The following is a 19,806-nucleotide window of genomic DNA, read 5'->3' as shown; positions in this document are numbered from 1 at the left end:
TTGGCCACAATGAAAGATGTCGCTCGCCTGGCGGGCGTTTCTACCTCGACGGTGTCTCACGTCATTAATAACGATCGCTTCGTCAGCGAGGCGATTCGGGAAAAAGTCGAAGCGGCAGTAAAAGATCTCAACTATGCGCCGTCTGCGCTGGCGCGTAGCCTTAAGCTCAACCAGACGCGTACGATCGGTATGCTGATCACCGCCAGTACCAATCCCTTTTATTCTGAGCTGGTTCGTGGCGTGGAGCGCAGCTGCTTCGAGCGTGGCTACAGCCTGGTGCTGTGCAATACCGAAGGGGACGAGCAGCGCATGAACCGTAACCTGGAAACGCTGATGCAAAAACGCGTCGACGGGCTACTGCTGCTGTGTACCGAAACGCACCAGCCCTCGAAAGAGATTATCCAGCGCTACCCCTCCATTCCCACGGTGATGATGGACTGGGCGCCGTTCGACGGCACCAGCGATCTTATTCAGGATAACTCTCTGCTGGGGGGCGATATGGCCACCCAATATCTCATCGATAAAGGCTATACCCGCATCGCCTGTATTACCGGTCCGCTGGACAAAACCCCGGCGCGTTTGCGTCTGGAAGGGTATCTCGCCGCGATGGCGCGGGCGGGCCTTTCCGTGCCGGAAGGGTACCGTATTACCGGTGATTTTGAGTTTCACGGTGGTTTTGAAGCGATGCAGACGCTGCTGGCGCAGCCGCAGCGTCCGCAGGCGGTGTTTATCGGCAACGACGCCATGGCGTTTGGCGCCTATCAGGCGTTATATCAGGCCGGTTTGCGTGTTCCCGACGATATGGCGGTAATCGGCTACGATGATATTGAGCTGGCCAGCTATATGACGCCGCCGCTCACCACCATCCATCAGCCAAAAGATGAGCTGGGCGAGCTGGCCATCGATGTGTTGATCCACCGAATGGCTCAGCCCACGCTGCAGCAGCAACGCCTGCAGCTTACTCCTGTTCTGATGGAACGGGGTTCGGTTTAGCTTTCGCCTTATGGCGTTCTTTTATCAGGTTACGGCCATCTTTCGGTTTTAACAGCATAAAGACCAGCGCTGAAACGACGGTGAGTGCGCCCATGGTGATAAAGGTATAGTGGAACTGCTCGACGGTGTTCGCGCTGTCGAAACCTTCATAAAATCGCAGTACCGCCGCGCTCACGGCCACCCCTAAACTGATCGACAGCTGCTGGGTGACTGCCAGCACGCTGTTGCCGCTACTGGCGTTCTCGTCGGTCAGATCCGCAAGGGTGATTGTGTTCATTGATGTGAACTGCGTCGACATCGCCATGCCCAGCACAAACAGCGGCAGTATCAGCATCCAGACGGGAAGCGAGGCGGACTGCAGCGAGAACTGCGCAATCATCAGGCCAATAAAGACCGTCACGCCAACCAGCGTCTTGCGATAGCCAAACCAGCGTAGCACCTGCGTCACGGTCGATTTTGCCAGAATCGAGCCCATCGCCGTAGGGGCCATCATGCAGCCGGCAATCAGGGCCGGATAGCCGAAACCGACCTGCAGCATCAGTGGCATCAGGAACGGTACGCAGCCGGTTCCCAGACGTGAGGCAATGTTTCCCGCGATCCCGACGGAAAAGGTTCGGGTGTTGAAGAGCCCAAGAGAGATTAACGGCGTCGGGTGACGGCGCGCGTGACGTATATAAAGAAGGAACAGCAGAATTCCGGCGAGGATAACGGAGAGCGCCATCCACGTCGCGACGATCTTCTCGCCAAACAACTCCATCCCGCTGGAGAAGAGCACCAGGCTCAGGCCAAACAGGAAAAAGCCCCCCATGTCGAAGCTGCGTCTTGGCGTGGTGAAGTTCGGCATATATTTGCGGGCATACAGCAGCCCCGCAACGCCAATCGGAATATTAATCAGGAAGATCCAGTGCCAGCTTGCCCAGGTGACAAACACGCCACCGAGTACCGGGCCAAGTATCGGGCCGACCAGTCCCGGCATGGTGACGAAGTTAAGCACGGGAAGCAGTTCGCTTCGAGGGTAGGCTCGTAATAAGGCAAGGCGTGCCACGGGCATCATCATCGCACCGCCAATGCCCTGTAATACGCGGAAGATAACCAGCTCCGTTAAGGACGAGGAGAGCGCACAGGCCAGCGAACCGAGCGTAAAGAGCGTTACGGCCAGCATGAAAACTCTGCGGGTGCCGAAGCGGTCGGCCAGCCAGCCGCTAACCGGAATTAACATTGCGACCGTCAGGGTGTAGCTGATGATGGCGGATTGCATTGCCAGCGGGGAGCGGTTAAGGCTTTGCGCAATAGCGGGAAGCGCGGTGTTGAGGATGGTGGCATCCAGTGCCTGCATAAAAAACGCCATGGCTGCAATCCACGGCAATCCGGCCATGCTGCGCGCTTTTTTCTTTGTCATTTATTTACCTGCTGGTGGGTTGGCGCAGCCAGTAATGCCTGGCACGCACTCAGGGCTCGCTGCCCATCGCTTTCCTGGATGGCATCTACTATCGCCTGATGCAATTCCAGTTTTACCACGTCGTTTTGTGTAATAGAGGTAAAGTAAGTGTGGTACACCGAATGGAATAATGAGGCAAAAGAGGTGAGGAACGGATTGGCGCTCATCATATAGATATGTTCATGCCAGGCCATATCGACTTCAACCCAGCGTTCGCGGTTGAAGTGTTTTTTCAGAAACACCATCTCTTCCATCAATGCGTTAAGCTGCGCTTTTTGCTCTGCCGTGCCAAGCGTGGCGGCAAGCAGACATGCCTGAGGTTCAAGACTGCTGCGCATCACCAGAAAGTGATCGACAACCTGATGAAAGTTATCTTCCGTCATCCACCAGGAGAGCAGCTCCTGATCGAGAAAATTCCAGTTACTCTGTGGCATCACGCGTGTGCCAATACGCGGGCGTGGAAGCACCATACCTTTTGCCGTCAGGGTTTTCACCGCCTCGCGAACCGCGGTACGGCTCACCCCAAACTGCTCACCCAGCTCCATTTCACCCGGCAGGATGCTACCCGGGGCATATTTACCCGCTAAAATTCGCTGAGCCAGCTTTTCTGCCAGCACATACGACAGGTTTTTTTGGGCGGCCAGCTGTTGTGCGCTTAATGGCATCGCTTTTATTCCTTAAAGATTCATGCTGATAATTATGCCACCTCGAATGTGATTGTGGTTGCAGATACATCAAATAGAACAATTTGTAGCTTGATTTCACCGCTGCTGGTGAAAAAAAACACGGATAGAAACTTTTTTTAAATTTCCTCTTGTCACGCCGGAATAACTCCCTATAATGCGCCTCCACTGACACGGAACAACGGCACACACGCCGCCGGGTCAGCAGAGAAAAGCGAAAATAAACGCTTGACTCTGAAGCGGGAAAGCGTAATATGCACACCCCGCGCCGCAGCGAAAACGAAGCGGCACTGCTCTTTAACAATTTATCAGACAATCTGTGTGGGCACTCAAAGTGACATGGATTCTTAACGTCCTCGGACGAAAAATGAATACCAAGTCTCTGAGTGAACATACGTAATTCATTACGAAGTTTAATTCACGAGCATCAAACTTAAATTGAAGAGTTTGATCATGGCTCAGATTGAACGCTGGCGGCAGGCCTAACACATGCAAGTCGAGCGGTAACACAGGGAGCTTGCTCCTGGGTGACGAGCGGCGGACGGGTGAGTAATGTCTGGGAAACTGCCTGATGGAGGGGGATAACTACTGGAAACGGTAGCTAATACCGCATAACGTCGCAAGACCAAAGAGGGGGACCTTCGGGCCTCTTGCCATCAGATGTGCCCAGATGGGATTAGCTAGTAGGTGGGGTAACGGCTCACCTAGGCGACGATCCCTAGCTGGTCTGAGAGGATGACCAGCCACACTGGAACTGAGACACGGTCCAGACTCCTACGGGAGGCAGCAGTGGGGAATATTGCACAATGGGCGCAAGCCTGATGCAGCCATGCCGCGTGTATGAAGAAGGCCTTCGGGTTGTAAAGTACTTTCAGCGGGGAGGAAGGTGTTGAGGTTAATAACCTCAGCAATTGACGTTACCCGCAGAAGAAGCACCGGCTAACTCCGTGCCAGCAGCCGCGGTAATACGGAGGGTGCAAGCGTTAATCGGAATTACTGGGCGTAAAGCGCACGCAGGCGGTCTGTCAAGTCGGATGTGAAATCCCCGGGCTCAACCTGGGAACTGCATTCGAAACTGGCAGGCTAGAGTCTTGTAGAGGGGGGTAGAATTCCAGGTGTAGCGGTGAAATGCGTAGAGATCTGGAGGAATACCGGTGGCGAAGGCGGCCCCCTGGACAAAGACTGACGCTCAGGTGCGAAAGCGTGGGGAGCAAACAGGATTAGATACCCTGGTAGTCCACGCCGTAAACGATGTCGACTTGGAGGTTGTGCCCTTGAGGCGTGGCTTCCGGAGCTAACGCGTTAAGTCGACCGCCTGGGGAGTACGGCCGCAAGGTTAAAACTCAAATGAATTGACGGGGGCCCGCACAAGCGGTGGAGCATGTGGTTTAATTCGATGCAACGCGAAGAACCTTACCTACTCTTGACATCCAGAGAACTTTCCAGAGATGGATTGGTGCCTTCGGGAACTCTGAGACAGGTGCTGCATGGCTGTCGTCAGCTCGTGTTGTGAAATGTTGGGTTAAGTCCCGCAACGAGCGCAACCCTTATCCTTTGTTGCCAGCGGTCCGGCCGGGAACTCAAAGGAGACTGCCAGTGATAAACTGGAGGAAGGTGGGGATGACGTCAAGTCATCATGGCCCTTACGAGTAGGGCTACACACGTGCTACAATGGCGCATACAAAGAGAAGCGACCTCGCGAGAGCAAGCGGACCTCATAAAGTGCGTCGTAGTCCGGATTGGAGTCTGCAACTCGACTCCATGAAGTCGGAATCGCTAGTAATCGTAGATCAGAATGCTACGGTGAATACGTTCCCGGGCCTTGTACACACCGCCCGTCACACCATGGGAGTGGGTTGCAAAAGAAGTAGGTAGCTTAACCTTCGGGAGGGCGCTTACCACTTTGTGATTCATGACTGGGGTGAAGTCGTAACAAGGTAACCGTAGGGGAACCTGCGGTTGGATCACCTCCTTACCTTAAAGAACCTGCCTTTGCAGTGCTCACACAGATTGTCTGATGAAAAGTAAATAGCAAGGCGTCTTGCGATTGAGACTTCAGTGTCCCCTTCGTCTAGAGGCCCAGGACACCGCCCTTTCACGGCGGTAACAGGGGTTCGAATCCCCTAGGGGACGCCACTTGCTGGTTCGTGAGTGAAAGTCACCTGCCGTCATATCTCAAAACTGACTTACGAGTCATGTTTGAGATATTTGCTCTTTAAAAATCTGGATCAAGCTGAAAATTGAAACGACACATCTTAATGGTGTGTTCGAGTCTCTCAAATTTTCGCAATCAGAAGTGAAACATCTTCGGGTTGTGAGGTTAAGCGACTAAGCGTACACGGTGGATGCCCTGGCAGTCAGAGGCGATGAAGGACGTGCTAATCTGCGAAAAGCGCCGGCGAGGTGATATGAACCTTTGACCCGGCGATGTCCGAATGGGGAAACCCAGTGTGATTCGTCACACTATCGTTAACTGAATACATAGGTTAACGAGGCGAACCGGGGGAACTGAAACATCTAAGTACCCCGAGGAAAAGAAATCAACCGAGATTCCCCCAGTAGCGGCGAGCGAACGGGGAGCAGCCCAGAGTCTGAATCAGCTTGTGTGTTAGTGGAAGCGTCTGGAAAGTCGCACGGTACAGGGTGACAGTCCCGTACACGAAAACACACAGGTTGTGAACTCGAAGAGTAGGGCGGGACACGTGGTATCCTGTCTGAATATGGGGGGACCATCCTCCAAGGCTAAATACTCCTGACTGACCGATAGTGAACCAGTACCGTGAGGGAAAGGCGAAAAGAACCCCGGCGAGGGGAGTGAAAAAGAACCTGAAACCGTGTACGTACAAGCAGTGGGAGCACCCTTGTGGTGTGACTGCGTACCTTTTGTATAATGGGTCAGCGACTTATATTCTGTAGCAAGGTTAACCGTATAGGGGAGCCGAAGGGAAACCGAGTCTTAACTGGGCGTTAAGTTGCAGGGTATAGACCCGAAACCCGGTGATCTAGCCATGGGCAGGTTGAAGGTTGGGTAACACTAACTGGAGGACCGAACCGACTAATGTTGAAAAATTAGCGGATGACTTGTGGCTGGGGGTGAAAGGCCAATCAAACCGGGAGATAGCTGGTTCTCCCCGAAAGCTATTTAGGTAGCGCCTCGTGAACTCATCTTCGGGGGTAGAGCACTGTTTCGGCTAGGGGGCCATCCCGGCTTACCAACCCGATGCAAACTACGAATACCGAAGAATGTTATCACGGGAGACACACGGCGGGTGCTAACGTCCGTCGTGAAGAGGGAAACAACCCAGACCGCCAGCTAAGGTCCCAAAGTCATGGTTAAGTGGGAAACGATGTGGGAAGGCACAGACAGCCAGGATGTTGGCTTAGAAGCAGCCATCATTTAAAGAAAGCGTAATAGCTCACTGGTCGAGTCGGCCTGCGCGGAAGATGTAACGGGGCTAAACCATGCACCGAAGCTGCGGCAGCGACACTATGTGTTGTTGGGTAGGGGAGCGTTCTGTAAGCCGTTGAAGGTGTGCTGTGAGGCATGCTGGAGGTATCAGAAGTGCGAATGCTGACATAAGTAACGATAAAGCGGGTGAAAAGCCCGCTCGCCGGAAGACCAAGGGTTCCTGTCCAACGTTAATCGGGGCAGGGTGAGTCGACCCCTAAGGCGAGGCCGAAAGGCGTAGTCGATGGGAAACAGGTTAATATTCCTGTACTTGGTGTTACTGCGAAGGGGGGACGGAGAAGGCTATGTTAGCCGGGCGACGGTTGTCCCGGTTTAAGCATGTAGGCGGAGGTTCCAGGTAAATCCGGTACCTTATTAACGCTGAGGTGTGATGACGAGGCACTACGGTGCTGAAGTAACAAATGCCCTGCTTCCAGGAAAAGCCTCTAAGCATCAGGTAACATCAAATCGTACCCCAAACCGACACAGGTGGTCAGGTAGAGAATACCAAGGCGCTTGAGAGAACTCGGGTGAAGGAACTAGGCAAAATGGTGCCGTAACTTCGGGAGAAGGCACGCTGATATGTAGGTGAAGCCCCTGCGGGTGGAGCTGAAATCAGTCGAAGATACCAGCTGGCTGCAACTGTTTATTAAAAACACAGCACTGTGCAAACACGAAAGTGGACGTATACGGTGTGACGCCTGCCCGGTGCCGGAAGGTTAATTGATGGGGTTAGCGGCAACGCGAAGCTCTTGATCGAAGCCCCGGTAAACGGCGGCCGTAACTATAACGGTCCTAAGGTAGCGAAATTCCTTGTCGGGTAAGTTCCGACCTGCACGAATGGCGTAATGATGGCCAGGCTGTCTCCACCCGAGACTCAGTGAAATTGAACTCGCTGTGAAGATGCAGTGTACCCGCGGCAAGACGGAAAGACCCCGTGAACCTTTACTATAGCTTGACACTGAACACTGGTCCTTGATGTGTAGGATAGGTGGGAGGCTTTGAAGCGTGGACGCCAGTCTGCGTGGAGCCGTCCTTGAAATACCACCCTTTAATGGCTGGTGTTCTAACGTAGACCCGTAATCCGGGTTGCGGACAGTGTCTGGTGGGTAGTTTGACTGGGGCGGTCTCCTCCCAAAGAGTAACGGAGGAGCACGAAGGTTAGCTAATCCTGGTCGGACATCAGGAGGTTAGTGCAATGGCATAAGCTAGCTTGACTGCGAGAGTGACGGCTCGAGCAGGTGCGAAAGCAGGTCATAGTGATCCGGTGGTTCTGAATGGAAGGGCCATCGCTCAACGGATAAAAGGTACTCCGGGGATAACAGGCTGATACCGCCCAAGAGTTCATATCGACGGCGGTGTTTGGCACCTCGATGTCGGCTCATCACATCCTGGGGCTGAAGTAGGTCCCAAGGGTATGGCTGTTCGCCATTTAAAGTGGTACGCGAGCTGGGTTTAGAACGTCGTGAGACAGTTCGGTCCCTATCTGCCGTGGGCGCTGGAGAATTGAGGGGGGCTGCTCCTAGTACGAGAGGACCGGAGTGGACGCATCACTGGTGTTCGGGTTGTCATGCCAATGGCACTGCCCGGTAGCTAAATGCGGAAAAGATAAGTGCTGAAAGCATCTAAGCACGAAACTTGCCCCGAGATGAGTTCTCCCTGAGACTTTAAGTCTCCTGAAGGAACGTTGAAGACGACGACGTTGATAGGTCGGGTGTGTAAGCGCAGCGATGCGTTGAGCTAACCGATACTAATGAACCGTGAGGCTTAACCTTACAACGCCGAAGGTGTTTTGGCGAAGAGACAGAGACGATTTTCAGCCTGATACAGATTAAACAGAATTTGCCTGGCGGCTTTAGCGCGGTGGTCCCACCTGACCCCATGCCGAACTCAGAAGTGAAACGCCGTAGCGCCGATGGTAGTGTGGGGTCTCCCCATGTGAGAGTAGGGAACTGCCAGGCATCAAACAAGTGAAGAGGCCATCCGAAAGGATGGCCTTTTTGCGTTTATACGCCAAAAAAACGGCAGGCCGGGTAAGGCAAAGCCGCCACCCGGCACGTCAGACCGCACTCCACGTCACAATAAAGCCCGCAATCCCATCCACATCATTTAAGTCCAGCACCGGAACCTCAAGTGGCAATACCACATCACTGGCCACCGCAATGACATGCTCATCCAGCGTTAACTCGCTCATATCATGCCCGGCATCGCTTCTGAACAGCAGGATCTTAGGCACTGCCTCATGCTTAAATCCCTCAATCAGCACCAGATCCAGGGTGGAATGATCCATCCGACTGACCAGATAAGCGAGATCCAGCGGCGCCTCATCCGGCGTTTCTGTCATTAACGCCCAGCGCTGAGGACTTGCTACCATCGTTTGTGCTGCTCCGGCCTTACGCAGCTCATAGCTGTCTTTTCCTGGCGTATCGATATCCATGTTGTGATGACTATGCTTAATCAATCCCGGACGAAGGCCTCTGGCACACAGCGCGGGTATCAGCTTTTTCAGCAGCGTGGTTTTCCCGGTCCCACTCCATGCGGAAATGGCTAAAAGAGGTATCATTTTTTCTCCTGCATCATCTGCAAATCTTCATGCGTATTCACGTTCACGAACGCTGATTTCACATCGCTAAAATCAACGGAATGGCCGCCAGACTCACGCATGAAGACCATCACCCTGCGCTCTCCCGCAGCCAGATAGCTCTGCAGAGCAGGCACTAGCGATCGATGCATCAACGCGATAGCAGGATGGTCACGCTCGCCGTCATGTACCCAAACCACAGGTGCTGTACCACGAAGCAGGAACAGACGCTCGACGAGATCGGAGGGAATAAACGGGTTATCGCAGGGGCAGAAGATAAACCACTCTCCGTGCGACTGTTGCATGACCGAAAGCATACCGGCAAGCGGGCCCGGGTAATTCTCAAGGCTATCCTGATAAACGGCGTACCCGCTTTGCCGGTAAGTGTCGATATGCCTGTTCGCGCTGATGGCCATTGCCGTCACCTGCCCGGCGAGCGTATCGGCGACATGCTGCCACAAGGGTTTTCCATTAAGAAGCTGAAGCCCCTTATCTTTACCGCCCATTCGCGTTGCTCTGCCGCCTGCCAGAACGACCCCGATGATTTCCTGGCTAACATTCACGAATATCGCCTCTTTTATTGTGGGATTGACCCTGCTAACGTGTCACTCTAAATGAAAGGAGCACCACCATGAAATGTAAACGTCTGAATGAAGTTATTGAACTCCTCCAGCCCGCCTGGCAAAAAGAGCCAGAGCTAAATCTGATGCAATTTTTACAGAAACTGGCGAAAGAGTCAGGTTTTGACGGCGATCTGGCAGACCTTTCTGACGACATCCTGATCTACCACCTTAAAATGCGCGACTCCGCCAAAGATGCTGTTATTCCTGGTATTCAGAAAGATTATGAGGAAGATTTTAAGACCGCATTGCTGCGCGCCCGAGGCGTAATTAAAGAGTAAAAGCTTGTAAGCGGCGGCACCGAAATCGCCACAAGATGATATCCTGAATCATTCGTATAATTTCCGGATGATCGGATGAACGACCAGGCTTTTACTTTCCAGACATTACACCCGGACACCATTATGGATGCCCTGTTTGAACAGGGTATTCGGGTGGATTCCGGGCTAACACCGTTAAACAGCTACGAAAACCGCGTCTATCAATTTCAGGACGAGGATCGTCAGCGCTACGTCGTAAAATTCTATCGTCCTGAACGCTGGTCCGCTGAACAAATTCAGGAAGAGCATCAGTTTGCTCACGATCTGCTGGATGACGATGTCCCCGTTGCCGCGCCCCTGAAATTTAATAACCAAACGCTCCTCACGCACGAAGGGTATTACTACGCAGTATTCCCAAGCCTGGGTGGTCGTCAGTTTGAAGCGGATAATATCGATCAGATGGAGTGGGTTGCCCGCTATCTTGGGCGTATACACCAGACGGGACGCAAAAAAGCCTTTATTGCCCGCCCGACGATGGGGATTCAGGAATACCTTCTTGAACCGCGCGAATTATTCGAAACGTCTGCAATGATCCCCGCTGCGCTAAAGGATGATTTCCTCAACGCCACCGATAAGCTTATTGCTGCAGTGAAAACCTGCTGGCGCGATGATATTTCCGTCCTGCGCCTGCATGGCGATTGTCACGCTGGGAATATTCTCTGGCGTGATGGACCGCTGTTTGTCGATCTCGATGATGCGCGTATGGGGCCAGCGGTTCAGGACCTGTGGATGTTGCTCAATGGCGACAAAGCCGAGCAACGCATGCAGCTTGAAACCATTATTGAAGCTTATGAAGAATTTAGCCCGTTAAATTCAGACGAAATTGCCCTGATTGAGCCTTTACGTGCGATGCGTTTTGTTTATTATCTCGCATGGTTAATCAGGCGTTGGGACGATCCGGCATTTCCTCGCAATTTCCCGTGGCTTACCGGAGAGGATTACTGGCGTAGCCAGATATCTACATTTACTGAGCAGGTTAAGGTTCTTCAGGAGCCCCCTCTGCAATTAACGCCGATGTATTAATTGGACACACCCAGGAGAGAGTTAATCATGAAAAAAATTTGGCTGGCGCTGGCAGGTATGATTCTGGCATTTAGCGCTTCTGCTGCGCAGTTTACCGACGGCAAACAGTTCATCACGCTGGACAAGCCGGTCGCTGGCGAGCCACAGGTTCTGGAGTTCTTCTCGTTCTATTGCCCACACTGCTATCAGTTCGAGCAGGTGCTGCATGTTTCTGACAACGTGAAGAAAAAGCTGCCGGAAGGCACCAAAATGACCAAGTACCACGTTGAGTTCCTGGGCCCATTGGGTAAAGACCTGACTCAGGCATGGGCGGTGGCGATGGCACTGGGCGTGGAAGATAAGATCACTTCGCCAATGTTTGAAGCCGTACAGAAAACCCAGACCGTTCAGACCACTGCGGATATCCGTAAAGTGTTCGTTGATGCGGGCGTGAAAGGTGAAGAGTACGATGCCGCATGGAACAGCTTCGTGGTGAAATCACTGGTTGCCCAGCAGGAAAAAGCGGCTGCTGATCTCCAGCTTCAGGGCGTTCCGGCGATGTTTGTTAACGGCAAATATCAGCTGAACATGCAGGGCATGGACACCAGCAGCATGGATATTTTCGTACAGCAGTATGCAGATACCGTGAAATACCTGGTCGAGAAGAAGTAATTTCGTTGATGTAAAAACGCCGGTCACTGACCGGCGTTTTTGTATGAAGATTTTATCTTGTCTATCTGTTCGTCTTTCTCTTTCCAGAGCGTATTAAGCCACTGCTGGAAACGACGTTTGAAGTTCTTATCGTTTACGTAATCACCGTGCAGTTCAGCGTCAATCGGAACCAGGTCGACGTGCACGACAATGCGCGTCAGTTTGCCGCTGAGCATATCGAAGAACGGCGTCCTGTCGTTTTCCGGATAGCAGAGCGTGACGTTAAGAAGTTTATCGAACTGTGCTCCCAGCACGTTAAGCGCCATCGCAATCCCTGCCGCTTTTGGCGGCAACAGGTGCTGATAAGGAGAGCGAGTTTGCTGGCGCTTCTCTTCCGTAAACCGGGAACCTTCAACAAAGTTCACGATGGTCGTAGGATGTGCACGAAACTTTTCACAGGAACGGCGCGTGGTCTCCACATCCTTACCGCGACGTTCCGGATGACGAATCAAATAGCTGCGCGAATAGCGTTTCATAAACGGCATATCGAGCGCCCAGCAGGCCAGTCCGATAAAAGGCACCCAGGCGAGCTGCTGTTTCAGGAAGTATTTGTTCATCGGGATGTGTTTGCGAAAAAGCACGCATAACACCACGATGTCCGCCCAGCTGTGGTGATTGCAGATCAGCAGGTACCAGTTCTTTTTGTTGAGACTCTCCAGCCCTTTGACATCCCACTTCAGATGCGGGTTAAGGCATAACAGGATCGCCAGCCCTTCGCACCAGCAATACATCATGAAGTTACAAAATGCGGACACGGCTCGCCACACCACGGGTACGGGCAGCAGCAGTTTAATGATCCCGGCGAGAATGATCGGCACGGAACAGGCGATCGTCACCAGGATAGTTAAAATGATGCTTAGCAGTAATGTTATTGCAGCGAGCAATCTCGACATGATGAGCTTTTTCAAATAGTTAGCTGTAAGTGAGCGACCGGCTAGTCGACGCTGGGCGCTGATTTTACCAGAAAACAAACGAATGAATGGCGCTTTCACATGATGATTTGGCGGCTTTTACCCTGGCGCAGCAGATTTCTCTGGGGTTCTGCGCGAATCAAGGCTTATATCCACATAGACTAAATTGCCATCAGTTGGCCATATAGATAAGATCTAACAACATAACAGCATGATAATTAAGATCTAAATATTACCTCATATGTGTTTTTCGCGTCTGTTATTCATATGAAGTGAAAATATTCACAAACTTATCCACAGTTTTATTTTTGCGAGCGATCCTCACGATCGCAAAATCTTTTCCTGTATCTGGCGCTAATAACTGATGTTTTCATCCTTCTGTGGCATCCTTTACTCATAAATTGATTAAAGGCACGGACATTATGGTTCAGATCCCAGAAAACCCTCTTATTCTCGTCGATGGCTCTTCTTACCTGTATCGGGCATACCATGCGTTTCCTCCTCTGACCAATAGCGCAGGGGAACCTACCGGCGCAATGTACGGCGTGCTGAATATGCTGCGCAGCCTGATCCTGCAGTATCAGCCAACCCATGCGGCCGTCGTTTTTGATGCAAAAGGCAAAACGTTCCGCGACGAGTTGTTTGAACATTACAAATCCCACCGTCCGCCAATGCCTGACGATCTGCGTGCGCAGATAGAGCCGCTGCATGCCATGGTAAAAGCCATGGGGCTACCGCTGCTGGCCGTTTCTGGCGTTGAAGCCGATGACGTCATCGGTACGCTGGCGCGTGAAGCCGAAAAGATGGGTCGTCCCGTGCTGATCAGCACCGGTGATAAAGATATGGCACAGTTGGTGACGCCAGGGATCACCCTGATTAACACCATGACCAACACCATTCTGGGGCCTGAAGAGGTCGTCACTAAGTATGGCGTGCCGCCAGAGCTGATTATCGATTTCCTCGCGTTGATGGGCGATTCCTCGGATAACATTCCTGGTGTTCCTGGCGTAGGAGAGAAAACCGCGCAGGCGCTGCTTCAGGGGCTGGGCGGGCTGGATACGCTCTACGCGGAATCAGACAAAATCGCCGGGCTCTCCTTCCGTGGTGCAAAAACCATGGCCGGGAAGCTGGAAGAGAACAAAGAGGTGGCTTATCTCTCTTATAAGCTGGCAACCATCAAAACCGATGTCGAACTGGAGCTAGGCTGTGAGCAGCTGGAAGTACAGCAGCCTTCTGCGGACGAGCTTCTGAGTCTGTTTAAGAAATACGAATTCAAGCGCTGGACCACTGACGTGGAAGCCGGCAAGTGGCTGCAGGCAAAAGGGGCGAAACCAGCTGCAAAGCCGAAGGAGACGATTGTCGTTGATGCAGAAGAGCAGGCGGAAGAAGAAGCTGTGGCGCTTTCCTTCGACAACTACGAAACCCTTCTTGAAGAGTCGCAGCTCATTGCCTGGATCGAAAAACTGAAAAAAGCGCCGGTCTTCGCCTTTGACACCGAAACGGACAGTCTCGATAACATCTCTGCCAATATGGTAGGTCTGTCATTTGCGACAGAGCCTGGTCATGCGGCCTATGTTCCCGTAGCGCACGATTACCTGGACGCGCCGGAACAGATCTCCCGTGAACGCGTGCTTGAGCTGCTGAAGCCGATCCTGGAAGACGAAAAGGCGCTTAAGGTTGGGCAAAACCTCAAGTACGACCGCGGTATTCTGCAAAACTACGGCATTGAACTGCGCGGGATCGCCTTCGACACCATGCTCGAATCCTACATTCTGGACAGCGTTGCGGGCCGCCATGATATGGATTCCTTATCTGACCGCTGGCTCAAGCACAAAACCATCACCTTTGAAGAGATTGCCGGTAAAGGGAAAAATCAGCTCACCTTTAACCAGATTGCTCTCGAAGAAGCGGGGCGCTACGCGGCGGAAGACGTTGACGTCACGCTGCAGCTGCATCTGAAGATGTGGCCAAAGCTGCAGAAGCACGAAGGTCCGCTGAACGTGTTCCAGCATATTGAGATGCCGCTGGTGCCCGTGCTGTCCCGCATTGAACGCAACGGCGTGAAAATCGATCCAACGGTGCTGCATAACCACTCCGGGGAACTGGCGCAGCGTCTGACCGAGCTGGAGCAAAAAGCGCATGAGCTTGCAGGCGAGCCGTTTAACCTCTCTTCGCCGAAGCAGCTGCAAACCATTCTGTTTGAAAAGCAGGGTATCAAGCCGCTGAAGAAAACCCCTGGCGGTGCGCCTTCAACCTCTGAAGAGGTGCTGGAAGAACTGGCGCTGGATTATCCGCTGCCAAAAGTGATTCTGGAGTACCGTGGTCTCGCGAAGCTGAAGTCTACCTACACTGATAAGCTCCCGCTGATGATCAACCCGAAAACGGGCCGCGTGCACACCTCATACCATCAGGCTGTCGCGGCGACCGGTCGTCTCTCGTCAACCGATCCCAACCTGCAGAACATCCCGGTACGTAACGAAGAGGGCCGCCGTATTCGCCAGGCTTTCATCGCGCCAGAGGATTATCTGATTGTCTCGGCGGACTACTCGCAAATCGAACTGCGCATTATGGCGCACCTGTCCCGCGACAAAGGCCTGCTGAGCGCTTTTGCCGAAGGGAAGGATATCCACCGGGCGACTGCAGCCGAAGTCTTCGGTCTGCCGCTGGACAGCGTAACCAACGAACAGCGCCGCAGCGCTAAGGCGATCAACTTCGGGCTGATTTACGGCATGAGTGCATTCGGGCTTTCGCGCCAGCTCAACATTCCGCGTAAAGAGTCGCAGAAGTATATGGATCTCTACTTCGAGCGTTATCCGGGCGTGCTGGAATATATGGAACGTACCCGCGCGCAGGCGAAAGAGAAAGGCTACGTTGAAACCCTGGACGGCCGCCGTCTCTATTTACCGGACATCAAATCCAGCAACGCCGCGCGCCGTGCTGGCGCAGAGCGTGCCGCGATCAACGCCCCGATGCAGGGTACTGCGGCGGACATTATTAAGCGTGCAATGATCGCCGTTGATGCCTGGCTCGAGAAAGAGAAACCGCGCGTGAAAATGATCATGCAGGTACACGATGAACTGGTATTTGAAGTGCACAAGGACGACCTCGACGCCGTGTCGAAGAAGATCCACGAACTGATGGAAAGCAGCATGACGCTGGACGTGCCGTTGCTGGTGGAAGTGGGAAGTGGTGAAAACTGGGATCAGGCTCACTAACGGTTCTTCGCATAACGCGCTGTTTATGTAAGTTTGCAACATAAGAACGCGCGTTTTGTGACGATCATTAGAATTCCCTATGTAAAGAATGAAAAAAAACTACAAAAAGTGCTTTTTCTGCAGCACAAAAAGGGGTAGAGTTATCGGCGTAGGGTACAGAGGTAAGATGTTCTATCTTTCAGACCTTTTACTTCACGTAATCGGATTTGGCTGAATATTTTAGCCGCCCCAGTCAGTAATGACTGGGGCGTTTTTTATTGCGGCAAAGAAACTTTCGGGCAAAAAAAAGCGCGGCCATCGCCGCGCCCGGTATTACTCTTCTTCCGCTTCCGTCGCGGGTTCCAGCTCGTTAAACCAGGTGTCGAGCTTTTGACGCAGCTTGTCCACGCCCTGCTTTTTCAGCGAGGAGAACGGTTCAACCTGCACATCGCCGTTGAACGCCAGCACCGCTTCGCGAACCATATTCACCTGCGCTTTACGCGCGCCGCTTGCCAGCTTATCGGCTTTCGTCAGCAGCACCAGCACGGCGATATCGCTTGCCACCGCCCAGTCGATCATCTGCTGATCGAGATCTTTCAGGGGATGGCGAATATCCATCAGCACCACCAGACCTTTCAGGCACAGGCGTTTTTCCAGGTATTCACCCAGCGCACGCTGCCACTTGATTTTCATCTCTTCGGGTACCTGCGCGTAACCGTACCCCGGTAAGTCGACCAGGCGTTTGCCCTCTGCGACTTCAAACAGGTTGATCAGCTGGGTACGGCCAGGTGTTTTTGAGGTACGCGCCAGGTTCTTCTGATTGGTCAGCGTATTCAGGGCGCTGGATTTCCCCGCATTAGAGCGGCCAGCAAAGGCCACTTCAATACCGGTATCAGAGGGGAGGTGGCGAATATCGGGCGCACTGGTGACAAAATGCGTCTGTTGGTAGTTCCAGGTAGTCACGTGGTCGTCTCCAAAATCGTAATCTGAGGGGGATTATACCCGAATGCAGGCAAAAGGCTTTTCTGATTGCTATGCCCTGTAGGCGAATGCTCCCACCGGTGTGAGAGATCGGCCAGTGATGCTATGGGAGATTTCAGAGAATTCGCAGGCGTTAAAAAATGCAAACTGTTTTAAATCATAAGCTTATTTTCGGGTAATTGTCTGAAAATCTCTTTTTATACCGTTTCGTTGCTTGTTAGTTTAACGGAACAAGGTAAAGTGTGCGTCAGGGCGAGGAAGCCAACAGGAAATCGACTTAAGGATTAGGGTCAGGAGCGCCAGGAGGCGAAGACGCAGGATTGTCAGGACGACCAGCGCCTGGAGGCGTTTTAACAGGAAATGGAACCGTATCACGGACGGTATTAGCCAAGGGATAAACAGGGTTTGTTGTTGGCAAACATGGAATGTCTGACCCGCTAAGGGTTGTGAGTCAGGAAAAAAGGCGACAGATTGCTCTGTCGCCTTTTTTCTTTGCTTGCTTTCTGCTAGATTTCGCCGCAATTCTATACTGAAGAAAACGACTTAAAGATAAAACATCATGAAAAAACCAACCTCCGCTGCGGGCGCGAAACGCCCTGCAAAAGCACGCCGCAAAACGCGCGAAGAACTGAACCAGGAAGCGCGCGACCGCAAACGCGACAAAAAACATCGCGGTCATGCTGCGGGTAGCCGTGCCAACGGTGGTGGTGCAGCGGGCGCTTCTGCAAAAGGCAAACAGCAGAAAGATCCTCGTATCGGCAGTAAAACTCCCATTCCACTGGGCGTGACAGACACCCCGGTCACTAAGCAGCACAAACCAAAGAGCGAGAAACCTATGCTTTCACCGCAGGCTGAGCTGGATTTGCTGGAGAACGATGAGCGCCTGGACGCGCTGCTGGAACGTCTTGAAGAGGGTGAAACCCTGACCGCTGAAGAGCAGTCATGGGTGGATGCCAAACTGGATCGCATCGACGAGCTGATGCAGAAGCTGGGTCTGTCTTACGATGATGAAGACGACGAAGAAGAAGACGAAAAGCAGGAAGATATGATGCGTCTTCTGAAGGGTGGAAACTAACATTTGCACCCGGCAGGCACGATAGTCCTGCTTATAACCCTTCCGGTTATATGTTATCTGGTGTGGTTATTCGTTAAACTACGGCGGTTGTCGCGGCGACAGAAGTGGCTGCGCACCCGAATGATGGCCCGCAATGGGGTCAGAACGGGCCGCCGTAAACGAACGCGACACCAACGGAAGGAGTGAGCATGTCAGCACCAACTATCGACTGGGATTTGGCCCTAATCCAGAAATATAACTATTCCGGGCCGCGTTATACGTCATACCCCACCGCGCTGGAGTTCTCCGATGCCTTCGGCGAGGGGGATTTTCAGCAGGCTGTTGCGCGCTATCCTGAGCGTCCGCTGTCGCTCTACGTCCATATTCCGTTCTGCCACAAGCTTTGCTACTTCTGCGGCTGCAATAAAATCGTGACCCGCCAGCAGCATAAAGCCGACCAGTACCTTGACGCGCTTGAACAGGAAATTGTGCATCGCGCGCCGCTGTTTAAAGGCCGTCACGTCAGCCAGCTGCACTGGGGCGGCGGTACGCCAACCTATCTGAATAAAGCGCAAATCAGCCGCCTGATGACGCTTCTGCGCGGTAATTTCAGTTTTAACGACGACGCTGAAATCTCGATCGAAGTCGATCCGCGTGAAATTGAGCTGGATGTCCTCGATCACTTACGCGCCGAAGGCTTCAACCGCCTGAGCATGGGCGTGCAGGATTTCAATAAAGAGGTTCAGCGTCTGGTGAACCGCGAGCAGGACGAAGACTTTATCTTTGCCTTACTCAACCATGCGCGTGAAATTGGCTTCACCTCAACCAATATTGACCTGATTTACGGCCTGCCAAAGCAAACGCCGGAAAGCTTCGCCTTCACGCTGAAGCGCGTGGCCGAACTCAACCCGGACCGTCTGAGCGTCTTTAACTACGCGCATCTGCCGACGCTGTTTGCCGCCCAGCGTAAAATCAAAGATGCCGATCTGCCTTCTGCCCAGCAGAAGCTGGATATCCTGCAGGAAACCATCACCTCGCTGACCGACACCGGCTATCAGTTTATCGGCATGGATCACTTTGCCCGTCCGGACGACGAACTGGCGGTCGCTCAGCGCGAAGGGGTCCTGCACCGCAATTTCCAGGGCTACACGACCCAGGGCGATACCGATTTGCTGGGAATGGGCGTCTCCGCCATCAGCATGATCGGCGACTGCTACGCGCAAAACCAGAAAGAACTGAAGCAGTATTACCAGCAGGTTGATGAGACGGGCAACGCGCTGTGGCGCGGCATCGCATTAACGCGCGATGACTGTATCCGTCGCGATGTGATTAAGGCGCTTATCTGCAACTTCCGTCTTGATTTCAGCGATGTGGAAGCGCAGTGGGCGCTGAACTTCAGCGATTATTTCGCGGAAGACCTGAAGCTGCTGGCGCCGCTGGCGAAAGACGGGCTGGTGGATGTGTCGGAGAGCGCGATTGAGGTCACGCCAAAAGGGCGTCTGTTGATCCGCAATATCTGCATGTGCTTCGACGCGTATCTGCGTCAGAAAGCGCGTATGCAGCAGTTCTCGCGGGTAATTTAAACTGCAATGCCGGGTGGCGGCTTCGCCTTACCCGGCCTACAAAAGTGCGAAATGTAGGCCGGGTAAGCGAAGCGCCACCCGGCTTTTCATCGCCAACTCGCTAGCTAAACAGCCCAACCAGCGCCGCGCACAGCACCGCCGCAACGGCGGTTTGTGGCGTGTGGCTTTCAGCGGCTCCGCTAGAGAGCATATTCACGAATGTTTCCAGCATGATGTTCACCCCCAATTTCCGGGCACGATCATACAAAACTCATCGGAACAGTAAAGCGCAAAATAACGGCAATTTG

Annotated in this window: 14 protein-coding genes, 1 tRNA gene and 3 rRNA genes; 11 read left to right on the top strand and 7 right to left on the bottom strand. The window is 53.0% G+C overall.

Annotated features, from left to right (window positions below):
* On the top strand, positions 1-993 hold the full coding sequence (rbsR, locus tag ABFV38_RS21960) for a ribose operon transcriptional repressor RbsR (RefSeq protein WP_074180468.1): 993 nt from the start codon (positions 1-3) through the stop codon (positions 991-993).
* Here rbsR and mdtD read toward each other — a convergent pair.
* Entirely contained in the window at positions 959-2,392 is a 1,434-nt protein-coding gene (mdtD, locus tag ABFV38_RS21955; protein WP_045909349.1) for a multidrug transporter subunit MdtD, read from the bottom strand. The genes rbsR and mdtD overlap by 35 nt on opposite strands.
* Positions 2,389-3,096, bottom strand: coding sequence for a FadR/GntR family transcriptional regulator (locus ABFV38_RS21950; RefSeq protein WP_024907901.1), 708 nt, complete (start codon positions 3,094-3,096; stop codon positions 2,389-2,391). Before ABFV38_RS21950 ends, mdtD begins: the two co-directional genes overlap by 4 nt.
* Before the next feature lie 453 nt (positions 3,097-3,549).
* Here ABFV38_RS21950 and ABFV38_RS21945 point away from each other — a divergent pair.
* From ABFV38_RS21945 to rrf, 4 genes are all read left to right on the top strand, one after another.
* Positions 3,550-5,089, top strand: a 16S ribosomal RNA gene (locus tag ABFV38_RS21945).
* 85 nt (positions 5,090-5,174) lie between these two features.
* Positions 5,175-5,250 (top strand) — tRNA-Glu (locus ABFV38_RS21940).
* Positions 5,251-5,432: 182 nt separating this feature from the next.
* Positions 5,433-8,337: ribosomal RNA gene (locus ABFV38_RS21935) — 23S ribosomal RNA — on the top strand.
* A gap of 70 nt (positions 8,338-8,407) precedes the next feature.
* Positions 8,408-8,523 (top strand): 5S ribosomal RNA (gene rrf, locus ABFV38_RS21930).
* Together the 16S, 23S and 5S rRNA genes with 1 tRNA gene alongside form the textbook arrangement of a ribosomal RNA operon.
* A 98-nt stretch (positions 8,524-8,621) precedes the next feature.
* Here rrf and mobB read toward each other — a convergent pair.
* On the bottom strand, positions 8,622-9,125 hold the full coding sequence (gene mobB, locus ABFV38_RS21925) for a molybdopterin-guanine dinucleotide biosynthesis protein MobB (RefSeq protein ID WP_104949827.1): 504 nt from the start codon (positions 9,123-9,125) through the stop codon (positions 8,622-8,624).
* Complete coding sequence (mobA, locus tag ABFV38_RS21920) at positions 9,122-9,706, bottom strand: molybdenum cofactor guanylyltransferase MobA (protein WP_045909079.1); 585 nt, start codon at positions 9,704-9,706, stop codon at positions 9,122-9,124. Before mobA ends, mobB begins: the two co-directional genes overlap by 4 nt.
* Before the next feature lie 68 nt (positions 9,707-9,774).
* Here mobA and ABFV38_RS21915 point away from each other — a divergent pair, with 68 nt between their 5' ends.
* From ABFV38_RS21915 to dsbA, 3 genes are all read left to right on the top strand, one after another.
* Positions 9,775-10,044 carry a YihD family protein gene (locus ABFV38_RS21915; protein WP_008501866.1) on the top strand — a complete coding sequence of 90 codons (270 nt, stop codon included), beginning with the start codon at positions 9,775-9,777 and terminating at the stop codon, positions 10,042-10,044.
* A 75-nt stretch (positions 10,045-10,119) separates the two neighbouring features.
* Positions 10,120-11,106 (top strand): serine/threonine protein kinase, encoded by a 987-nt coding sequence (locus tag ABFV38_RS21910; RefSeq protein ID WP_348958090.1) that lies wholly within the window; start codon positions 10,120-10,122, stop codon positions 11,104-11,106.
* Positions 11,107-11,133: 27 nt separating this feature from the next.
* The gene (gene dsbA / locus ABFV38_RS21905) at positions 11,134-11,757 is read left to right on the top strand and encodes a thiol:disulfide interchange protein DsbA (protein WP_045909081.1); all 624 of its coding nucleotides are present in this window, start codon (positions 11,134-11,136) and stop codon (positions 11,755-11,757) included.
* A 23-nt stretch (positions 11,758-11,780) separates the two neighbouring features.
* Here dsbA and ABFV38_RS21900 read toward each other — a convergent pair whose 3' ends face one another.
* Positions 11,781-12,689: an acyltransferase gene (locus ABFV38_RS21900; protein ID WP_024909221.1), complete on the bottom strand. Its 909-nt coding sequence runs from the start codon at positions 12,687-12,689 to the stop codon at positions 11,781-11,783.
* A gap of 440 nt (positions 12,690-13,129) precedes the next feature.
* Between ABFV38_RS21900 and polA the strand changes: the two genes are divergently transcribed.
* Positions 13,130-15,922: a DNA polymerase I gene (polA, locus tag ABFV38_RS21895; RefSeq protein ID WP_348958087.1), complete on the top strand. Its 2,793-nt coding sequence runs from the start codon at positions 13,130-13,132 to the stop codon at positions 15,920-15,922.
* 312 nt (positions 15,923-16,234) lie between these two features.
* On the opposite strand, the gene yihA is transcribed toward polA, so the two are convergent.
* Positions 16,235-16,864, bottom strand: a complete 630-nt coding sequence (gene yihA, locus ABFV38_RS21890) for a ribosome biogenesis GTP-binding protein YihA/YsxC (RefSeq protein WP_048226811.1) — start codon at positions 16,862-16,864, stop codon at positions 16,235-16,237.
* Positions 16,865-17,441: 577 nt separating this feature from the next.
* Between yihA and yihI the strand changes: the two genes are divergently transcribed.
* Complete coding sequence (yihI, locus tag ABFV38_RS21885; RefSeq protein WP_014885763.1) at positions 17,442-17,957, top strand: Der GTPase-activating protein YihI; 516 nt, start codon at positions 17,442-17,444, stop codon at positions 17,955-17,957.
* 188 nt (positions 17,958-18,145) lie between these two features.
* Entirely contained in the window at positions 18,146-19,519 is a 1,374-nt protein-coding gene (hemN, locus tag ABFV38_RS21880) for an oxygen-independent coproporphyrinogen III oxidase (protein WP_348958084.1), read from the top strand.
* Positions 19,520-19,619: 100 nt separating this feature from the next.
* Here hemN and ABFV38_RS21875 read toward each other — a convergent pair whose 3' ends face one another.
* A complete protein-coding gene (locus ABFV38_RS21875) occupies positions 19,620-19,730 on the bottom strand; it encodes a YshB family small membrane protein (protein WP_032622955.1) in 111 nt (36 codons plus the stop codon).
* Positions 19,731-19,806 lie beyond the last annotated feature (76 nt).

The sequence above is a fragment of the Enterobacter cloacae complex sp. Mu1197 genome, from assembly GCF_040059225.1.
Lineage (GTDB): Bacteria > Pseudomonadota > Gammaproteobacteria > Enterobacterales > Enterobacteriaceae > Enterobacter > Enterobacter quasiroggenkampii.
Note: the sequence above shows the minus strand (reverse complement) of the source record. Positions and strands in the feature narration are given on the sequence as shown.

Excerpts from the sequence above, each read along its gene's own strand:
- ABFV38_RS21910 (WP_348958090.1), top strand. The coding sequence starts at position 10,120 with ATGAACGACCAGGCTTTTACTTTCCAGACATTACACCCGGACACCATT.
- ABFV38_RS21950 (WP_024907901.1), bottom strand. The coding sequence starts at position 3,096 with ATGCCATTAAGCGCACAACAGCTGGCCGCCCAAAAAAACCTGTCGTAT.
- mobB (WP_104949827.1), bottom strand. The coding sequence starts at position 9,125 with ATGATACCTCTTTTAGCCATTTCCGCATGGAGTGGGACCGGGAAAACC.
- ABFV38_RS21915 (WP_008501866.1), top strand. The coding sequence starts at position 9,775 with ATGAAATGTAAACGTCTGAATGAAGTTATTGAACTCCTCCAGCCCGCC.
- polA (WP_348958087.1), top strand. The coding sequence starts at position 13,130 with ATGGTTCAGATCCCAGAAAACCCTCTTATTCTCGTCGATGGCTCTTCT.
- mdtD (WP_045909349.1), bottom strand. The coding sequence starts at position 2,392 with ATGACAAAGAAAAAAGCGCGCAGCATGGCCGGATTGCCGTGGATTGCA.
- ABFV38_RS21900 (WP_024909221.1), bottom strand. The coding sequence starts at position 12,689 with ATGTCGAGATTGCTCGCTGCAATAACATTACTGCTAAGCATCATTTTA.
- hemN (WP_348958084.1), top strand. The coding sequence starts at position 18,146 with ATGTCAGCACCAACTATCGACTGGGATTTGGCCCTAATCCAGAAATAT.
- yihI (WP_014885763.1), top strand. The coding sequence starts at position 17,442 with ATGAAAAAACCAACCTCCGCTGCGGGCGCGAAACGCCCTGCAAAAGCA.
- dsbA (WP_045909081.1), top strand. The coding sequence starts at position 11,134 with ATGAAAAAAATTTGGCTGGCGCTGGCAGGTATGATTCTGGCATTTAGC.
- ABFV38_RS21875 (WP_032622955.1), bottom strand. The coding sequence starts at position 19,730 with ATGCTGGAAACATTCGTGAATATGCTCTCTAGCGGAGCCGCTGAAAGC.